Source organism: Albidovulum sp., from assembly GCF_049646345.1.
Classification (GTDB): Bacteria; Pseudomonadota; Alphaproteobacteria; order Rhodobacterales; family Rhodobacteraceae; genus Albidovulum.
In genome coordinates, this window is sequence record NZ_JBARVQ010000590.1 from 1 (window position 1) to 2584 (window position 2584).

Genomic DNA, 2584 nt, shown 5'->3' on the forward strand with positions numbered 1-2584 from the left:
GCGTTGAAATCTTTGATTTCAGGCAGTGTCAGGTGATTCAGGTTTAACACGAAACGCTATATCTGTTTGTAAAGGTCAAACGGGTGCGTCTTTCAGGTTTCGGGCAACGGAAAGTCAATGGATTGGCGGATGCCCAAGTGTCAAACCATCTGGCAGGGCACATCTAGAACCGACCCTACCCTCTATCTCCTGGTCTGCCCCGGTGTGATGCCTTTTGGCCCACCGATGCTACCACCCAACCCGGCCCGCAATGTGCCGAGAACTCCGACCAGTCGCTCCAGCTCTGACAGGTCAAGTCCGGTTTCCGCAATCATGCATCCGGTTATTGCCCCCGCGTCTGCCTGCAACGCCTTGCCCGCAGCGGTCAGAGAAATGACGACCTGACGTTCATCATCCCTGTTACGTTCCCGCTTCACACGTCCCTGTCCTTCGAGCCGCTTCAGAAGCGGCGTCAGAGTACTTGTCTCCATCGCCAGACAGGCTGCGATATCGCCAACCGTACGGTCGTCTTTCTCCCACAGCAGCGTCAGGGTGATGTATTGCGGATAGGTCAGATCAAGACGGGCCAGGTGCTTCTTGTAGGACCGGTTCACCACATGCCAGGTCGCATAGATAGCGTGGCAAAACATATCCTCGGCGTTCACCGGCAGGTTCGACTGGTTCATTTTGCATCCGCGTGATTTATATCGCGCACGATATATTTGTTGACGAGAGAGTTCAACGCGTCATTATGTCGTGTACGATTTAATTGAATACGATAGGATAATAGAATGACATGGTTGCCTTCACTCATGACCGCAACACCGGAAGAAGGCTTCGACCTGGCTATCAAACTGTCACGAATGGCCGTCAAGAAGACCCAGCCGGACGATGCCGCGCGCAGCCGGATGAGACCGGACTACGCGAACAATGCAGATAGCCTCACGATGGTGTCGCAAGTTGTCGCAGCGAACTTCCAGACCGTCGCGGCTGCGAACAACTATTGGCGCAACTGAATCGCCGGACCGGCGCACCGCAAACAAAAACGGGGCCCGAAGGCCCCGTTCTGTCATTTCCGATGCGAAGAAGATCAGGCCTCTTCGGCCGCTTCGACCTCTTCACCTTCATCGCCACCTTCGGATTCGGCCGAACGCAGACCCGACGGGGCCGCAATGTTGGCAATGACGAAGTTACGCTGGATCGTCGGCTTGGCGCCGGCCGGCAAATCGATGTCACCGATATGGATGACGTCACCGATTTCGCGGCCCGACAGGTCGACCGTGATGTGATCGGGAATATCGCCCGCTGTCACTTCCAGTTCGACTTCCGGACGCACCACGACCAGCGTGCCACCCTTGCGGAAGCCCGGCGCCTTGTCCTGATTGACGAAGTCGACATGGATGAACAGACTGATCCGCGACGTACGCTTCAACCGCATCAGGTCGAGATGGGTCGGCAGGTCCTTCACAACATCACGCTGGACGTTGCGGCAGATCACGCGTACGTCTTCCTCACCCTCGACTTTGAGGTTGAAGAGGGTCTGCAGGAAGCGGCCTGCTTTCAGCTTCTTGAGAAGCATGTTGTAGTTGACGTTAATCGCGATCGGATCTTTTCCGCCGCCATAAACGATGCCGGGTACGTTGCCCTCACGACGAGCTTGACGAGCGGCCCCCTTGCCTGTCCCCGTCCGTACCGCGGCTTGAAGATCAGGGATCTCACCAGCCATTGGTCTCTCCATAGTTTTTAAGGGCATCCTCCAAGGGTGCATGCCCGTGAAGCCGCGCGTATAGAGCGGATCGGTCATGAAGAAAAGCGGATTCTGTATTTTCCCTTCCAGCTTCGTAGCAAAGGAAGATCAGTACAGCTTTCCCCTTGCCCAGCCGCTGTCCTGCCATTAAACGGGCAGACGGAGACGTGGCCGAGCGGTCGAAGGCACACCCCTGCTAAGGGTGCAGACGGGAAACCGTCTCGAGGGTTCGAATCCCTTCGTCTCCGCCACTTGTCCTTGAGAAACTGTTCTCTCCATCTGGCTACGGCCGGATTTTTCCGTTATATTCAAGGGTTATGCGGGAGGGGCTGAGCACCGGCCCTAGAAGGCGGAGTGCTCAAAGCGTTCTCTCTGCACCAATATTCTCCGGACCTGATGACTGTGACGGTTTCGGTGAATAGCTATAAGTATCTGAAATCCAATGGCTACTTCTCGGTACAGCTTCGGTCCGTTTGGAGCGGCCACGCGGATGCCAAACGGAACTGTCGTCGAAACACCTATGTCATGCGGCACAGATGCAAGGTTCTCTTGTTCCTTCCTCCTTTGAGTCAAAGCCACCGGGCACCCCTGTGCGTTGCACCCGAAGCTATAATTTGTCACTGGATAGTAAGGCCTCAAACTCCTCTCCAACTCGAAGGTTGCTCGGCTTCCATTCAGTTTCTGAGGGGCGAATTTCTGCGGCTTCAGTCCAACGAAATCCCTCTTTTTCGACTGGCGCCATCTCGACGAGTGAATGACTAGGCCGTGTTGACAAAAGGGATTCACATCGCGCGCTGCGTGTGATTCAAGCTGGTATCTGCAATGGAGACCAGCTTGGCACGAGACCTGATGTCGGAC

3 protein-coding genes and 1 tRNA gene are annotated in these 2584 nt (G+C 55.5%); 2 read left to right on the top strand and 2 right to left on the bottom strand.

Going from position 1 to position 2584, the window contains the following annotated elements; all coding sequences use genetic code 11:
- Positions 1-182 precede the first annotated feature (182 nt).
- Positions 183-665: a MarR family winged helix-turn-helix transcriptional regulator gene (locus WBB85_RS15385; RefSeq protein ID WP_432639481.1), complete on the bottom strand. Its 483-nt coding sequence runs from the start codon at positions 663-665 to the stop codon at positions 183-185.
- Positions 666-770: 105 nt separating this feature from the next.
- Between WBB85_RS15385 and WBB85_RS15390 the strand changes: the two genes are divergently transcribed.
- Positions 771-995, top strand: coding sequence for a hexameric tyrosine-coordinated heme protein (locus WBB85_RS15390; protein ID WP_432639482.1), 225 nt, complete (start codon positions 771-773; stop codon positions 993-995).
- 74 nt (positions 996-1069) lie between these two features.
- Here WBB85_RS15390 and WBB85_RS15395 read toward each other — a convergent pair whose 3' ends face one another.
- On the bottom strand, positions 1070-1705 hold the full coding sequence (locus WBB85_RS15395; RefSeq protein WP_432639483.1) for a 50S ribosomal protein L25/general stress protein Ctc: 636 nt from the start codon (positions 1703-1705) through the stop codon (positions 1070-1072).
- Between the two features lie 182 nt (positions 1706-1887).
- Here WBB85_RS15395 and WBB85_RS15400 point away from each other — a divergent pair.
- A tRNA-Ser gene (locus WBB85_RS15400) sits at positions 1888-1977 on the top strand.
- Positions 1978-2584: the final 607 nt, after the last annotated feature.

Bases quoted from the DNA above. Each gene is read 5' to 3' on its own strand.
- WBB85_RS15385 (WP_432639481.1), bottom strand. From the start codon at position 665: ATGAACCAGTCGAACCTGCCGGTGAACGCCGAGGATATGTTTTGCCAC.
- WBB85_RS15390 (WP_432639482.1), top strand. From the start codon at position 771: ATGACATGGTTGCCTTCACTCATGACCGCAACACCGGAAGAAGGCTTC.
- WBB85_RS15395 (WP_432639483.1), bottom strand. From the start codon at position 1,705: ATGGCTGGTGAGATCCCTGATCTTCAAGCCGCGGTACGGACGGGGACA.